Raw genomic sequence first — 4,161 nt, forward strand, 5'->3', positions numbered from 1 at the left:
CAGGTCTGTCGCTTACGGCAGGTTCGTTCCTTGTGATCTGAACGACCCGGAACGGCGGACCTTCAATTCGAGACGGTCCGCCGCTCTGTCTTGTTCCACCACCCGAATTTTTCAGGCGGGCGCCGTGCTATCCCCCCGCACCGGCTAGCGGGCGTGCCCTTCCATAAGGTGAGCAACAAACGGAGTAGTATCTTTTGGTGAGCGTCCTCCGGGATCATCGCTGCGAGTAGTCTGCCATCCGAGCTCACCTAATCGGCTCGTGCGAGCCCTCACTACTCGCGGAAGTAATGCGTACCGACGCAGCATGAAATCACGGCGGCTCGCCGTGGCTGACCATCAGGGCCACTCAAGAACAAAGGCTCTCCTCGGGGCAAGGCGCAAAGGCAAAGACATTCGAAGTCATCTTCTCCGATGAGGATTCTGGGTCGTTCCGGTGGGATCGCGAGAGGTCTTGGTGCTCGCCATCTGAGTACGCCTCCGGCGAGGGCTTCACCGGATGGGTACCCATCTGACGTCGTTGTGATCCTTTCCGAAAGAGGCGTGGATGGTCTCATCCGGTGTCAATACTGAGATTTGGCGATAGCCGCAGTCGTCAAAAACGCTCAAACATCTTGCGAATATCGCTAATTACCTGAGCAGAGATGCGGAGTTCCATTCAACTCGCGACACTCAATTATGCGCTTGTGGTCGCCGAGGAGGGCAGCTTTCTGCGCGCGGCCCGGCGCGCCGGGATCGATCACTCCGCGCTCAGCCGGCGCATAAGCGATCTCGAACACGCGATGGGAACGAGGATATTTCATCGTCATGCTCGGGGCGTTGGCCCAACCCCGGCCGGGGAGCGCTTCCTGGATCGTCTGCGCTCCGTGCTACTCCAACTGGACAATACTCTCACCCTGGCCAGGACCGGCATCAAAGATGAACAGCAAAGGCTTTCCATCGGCTCCAGCGGACTCATCCTCGCCGGGCGAGCGCTGGATGCAGTCATCGATTTCGGGAAATGTCATCCAAATGTGACCGTCAGCTTAATCGAAGGCTCTCACCCTGAACCTGGGGCTACCCGGCGCGAGGCGGAGGTCGATGTTACCGTCACTTCCTCCTCCCAATCCACTGGCGGCGCATTCGAACTGAGATTGTGGAAGGACACCCTAGCCGTCGTTCTCGCTTCAAATCATCCTCTGGCAACCCGCCCGGTGATCGAGTGGTCGGAGCTGGGCCAAGAGACGCTGCTCGTGCGTAGGGGCGAAGCATTTCTGCTCGCCGACGCTGTGGGAAATGGCGTGCAGCTTCCCGCAATCGTGGAACATCACGTCAGTGCGGGCATCCTTCTGCGCCTCGTCGGGAACGGTCTGGGAGTCGCTCTGATCCACGACGGAGATGCCAACAATGTTCCTGAAGGTGTCGTCTGCCGCAAGCTGCGGATCGGGGGCAAGCCAATCCAGATCTGCAATTTTGCCCGTTGGCGACTGGACAACGCCAATCCTGCCCTGCCGATGTTCATCGAGTTCCTGCGTGATCGGTATTCGTCCTGACGGCCGTCCGACCACAATGACCCGAAAAGTCATCCCCGCTTCAGGGCTCGTCGAACTCTGGCAAAGGCTCTGTCCGTTGTCACGAATCGGGTCAGCATCGGCGCTATCAGCTTGCGGAATCGGCGACTATCTGTCCGGCCTCGCGGCCGAGCAATTCAGGATAGGCGACCAAATCGCGATGAACGGCGCCGGGCAGTTCGGCCGTGGTCTTGACCGGACGGTCATCGGGAATGGCGGAGAGTTTCAGCTTGGTCATGACGGATCCTTCGGCGCCGCACCCAGTCAGCACCAAAGCCTTCGGCGATGCGCACTAGGTCGCTGAGCGCTGAACGGATTTGTGGCCAGGGGAACTCGGAGCATTCCTCCCATGCCTCGCCTTCGCGCAACACGGCATCGAGCTTGCCGGCCACGCCAGCGAGAGTCGTAGCGGGGGTGGTTGAGAAGGCTCCCAGAAGATCCTTCGCCCGGTCCCCAGCCTCGCGTTCGGCCCTGAGCGCAGCGGTGTAACCTGTCTCCTCGGCCGCCGCATTCCAGCGTGCTTGATGCATTGCGAACTCATTTTCGGCCTTCTCTCGGAGAGCGGCCGTATCCGGCCCGTTGCCGAGCACTTCATTGAGCCCCTCGATCGAGTGGACCGTCACCTGCTCACCTTCGGGCACGCGGAGGGTCACACAAGGAAAGCCGACGGCCTCAACAAGCCTTGTCTCTAAACGCTGCTGCTTGCGGCAAAGCCGCTCGGTCTGTTTGTGGACTCTCTCCCATTCCCGCCAAAGCGCCAGGGCAGGATCAGAACGCACATTCGTGCTGCCGCCGTCGCTTGCGGGCGCGTTGCCTTCGAGCGTCCACGCGGTGGTGGCCACGACTGTTCCCTCAAGCACTCGCCTGCGGGTGACGTAAGGCAGAGTCGTGGTATTGTCGGAATCAGCCATGATCCGAGCTCCATCAGCTTGGGATGTGGTCAGGCGGGCTGGAGTGTTGGCGCACTCCGGCCAGCCGTCGCACGTGCGATGCAAGTGCGGTGCACGTGCATGTCTATACGCCTTTTGAAACTGAATATCAAGCCGCAGAGCGAAAATGACAAAAAAGCCGTTCACCACCCGCCTTGATCCGCCGGTGTTGGCCTTGGCGCAACAGCTTGCAGAAGCGGAGCGGCGTTCTATCACCTCGGTGATAGAACTCGCATTGATCGAGTACGCGGAACGGCGCGGAATCAAAATAAGTGCGACGGAAAGGGAATAGTCAGAAGCGGGCTGGCGGACGCCGCCAAGGTACTGGGTTGGCGAGCACGCATGCGATCACATGGAGCAGAAATCAGCCGACGGCCCGGCTGGCCAACGGGTACGTGACTGGCACGTCTCCGGCGCCTGCCCGCGCTCGACCGCTACGACCGGCCAACTGGCCGGCGTATCGCAGACCGGCACGCGCACTCTTCTTACAATCTCATCGAAAACAGGATCGACAAAACTCGTCACGGTCGATCTTCCAATGCGGACGACTCGCTGCCAACGAGTTCGGCAGCTAACCGACGTTGGCAGCACCAACGCGGCGGATTTCCCGACCTTTATTCCGCCACTCCGCTTTCAGCGCGATGCTTGAGGACGATAAGGTTTTTTTGCCTGCGCCAGGCTGCCGGGCTGCTCATTGCGGTAAGGGGGTCCGATTCTCATGATGAGAACGTCTCCGGCAAGAAGACCAGCTCGCTGAAGATGTCATCCCACTCGATATCGCCCCAACCGAGGAGTAAGTGCAGGTCACCCGGACCTAGCGCTGCATTCTCCTGCGGGAGTTAGGTTCGATCGAGACCCTGTGGGCGCCCGAAGGAACCATGGACATGCAGGTGGCCCGTCACCGGCGCCATGGCCCGCAGTTGCTCAAGGAAGTTCAGGCCGCGATGGGTCGATTCAACATAAGCGTGACTGAAATCGATGAGCGCCACCAGGTTCAGATGGCTAACCGCATTTGCCGTCTACGCCACCCCCCGGGCCTTGGCAGCGTCAATCTGGTAACGGTAGACCGCCGGGTCCGTGAGGTTCGATGAGACGACGCGGTGAACTGTATAGCGGAAATCGAACTGCCTCGTCAGCCCGATAAGCCTCTCGGCTCTCTCGGGGACGACGCGACCACCGACCATGAGGTCGAGGGTCGTCAGTTCCAGTCCGACGGCTTCGACGCACATACCGGCAAAGGCGCGAAAGTCCGCTTCAAGGCTCTCCATCTGCCATTGCAAGAGACTGAGTTAAAGCCTGCGGCGATAATGTTGCTCATACGCAACCCCCAATGACGGGCGGCCAGGAATGCCGGGCCGGTCCGAATCCTTGCCAGGTGAGATGGCAATTACAGAACCGATGCCATTCTCGAAACGAGTCTTCGTTCACCCCAAGTGCGATCAAGCGGTCTACGCTATTGCCAGTGGGCCTACATTAAACCGGACCGGACCGCGACGACCTCGAGTCTGACAAAGCAGACTGCCTGCCCCCGAATCTGGAAGCTCTCAAGAGCACCCCGTTCAGACAGACTTGATACTGAGAGCCCCTTTCTCAAGCTAAACAGTTGTGTGCGTCAAGTTCTGCAAAATGGCGTGGCATCGCGGTGACGTCGGCGTGTCCGCCGCGCAGCCCCCGTGTTTAGCGGA

At 60.0% G+C, this 4,161-nt stretch carries 5 protein-coding genes and 1 pseudogene; 2 read left to right on the forward strand and 4 right to left on the reverse strand.

Going from position 1 to position 4,161, the window contains the following annotated elements; all coding sequences use genetic code 11:
• Nucleotides 1-641: 641 nt before the first annotated feature.
• A complete protein-coding gene (locus tag NKH90_RS34220) occupies nt 642-1,529 on the forward strand; it encodes a LysR family transcriptional regulator (RefSeq protein ID WP_352823707.1) in 888 nt (295 codons plus the stop codon).
• Nucleotides 1,530-1,558: 29 nt separating this feature from the next.
• Here the strand turns inward: NKH90_RS34220 and NKH90_RS34990 are convergent, their stop codons facing one another.
• From NKH90_RS34990 to NKH90_RS34230, 3 genes are read right to left on the reverse strand one after another with little or no spacing between them, the layout of a single operon-like run.
• Nucleotides 1,559-1,627 (reverse strand): hypothetical protein, encoded by a 69-nt coding sequence (locus tag NKH90_RS34990; RefSeq protein WP_502898904.1) that lies wholly within the window; start codon nt 1,625-1,627, stop codon nt 1,559-1,561.
• A gap of 8 nt (nt 1,628-1,635) precedes the next feature.
• Nucleotides 1,636-1,785 carry a DUF2274 domain-containing protein gene (locus tag NKH90_RS34225; RefSeq protein WP_502898903.1) on the reverse strand — a complete coding sequence of 50 codons (150 nt, stop codon included), beginning with the start codon at nt 1,783-1,785 and terminating at the stop codon, nt 1,636-1,638.
• Nucleotides 1,751-2,458, reverse strand: a complete 708-nt coding sequence (locus NKH90_RS34230) for a hypothetical protein (protein WP_352823709.1) — start codon at nt 2,456-2,458, stop codon at nt 1,751-1,753. Before NKH90_RS34230 ends, NKH90_RS34225 begins: the two co-directional genes overlap by 35 nt.
• A gap of 145 nt (nt 2,459-2,603) precedes the next feature.
• Here NKH90_RS34230 and NKH90_RS34235 point away from each other — a divergent pair, with 145 nt between their 5' ends.
• The gene (locus NKH90_RS34235; protein WP_352542715.1) at nt 2,604-2,768 is read left to right on the forward strand and encodes a hypothetical protein; all 165 of its coding nucleotides are present in this window, start codon (nt 2,604-2,606) and stop codon (nt 2,766-2,768) included.
• Nucleotides 2,769-3,109: 341 nt separating this feature from the next.
• Here the strand turns inward: NKH90_RS34235 and NKH90_RS34240 are convergent.
• Nucleotides 3,110-3,794: pseudogene (locus tag NKH90_RS34240) on the reverse strand (IolE/MocC family protein).
• Nucleotides 3,795-4,161 lie beyond the last annotated feature (367 nt).

This window comes from Mesorhizobium sp. M0898 (genome assembly GCF_040319695.1).
Taxonomy (GTDB): Bacteria; Pseudomonadota; Alphaproteobacteria; order Rhizobiales; family Rhizobiaceae; genus Mesorhizobium.

Excerpts from the sequence above, each read along its gene's own strand:
- NKH90_RS34220 (WP_352823707.1), top strand. The coding sequence starts at position 642 with ATGCGGAGTTCCATTCAACTCGCGACACTCAATTATGCGCTTGTGGTC.
- NKH90_RS34225 (WP_502898903.1), bottom strand. The coding sequence starts at position 1,785 with ATGACCAAGCTGAAACTCTCCGCCATTCCCGATGACCGTCCGGTCAAG.
- NKH90_RS34230 (WP_352823709.1), bottom strand. The coding sequence starts at position 2,458 with ATGGCTGATTCCGACAATACCACGACTCTGCCTTACGTCACCCGCAGG.
- NKH90_RS34235 (WP_352542715.1), top strand. The coding sequence starts at position 2,604 with ATGACAAAAAAGCCGTTCACCACCCGCCTTGATCCGCCGGTGTTGGCC.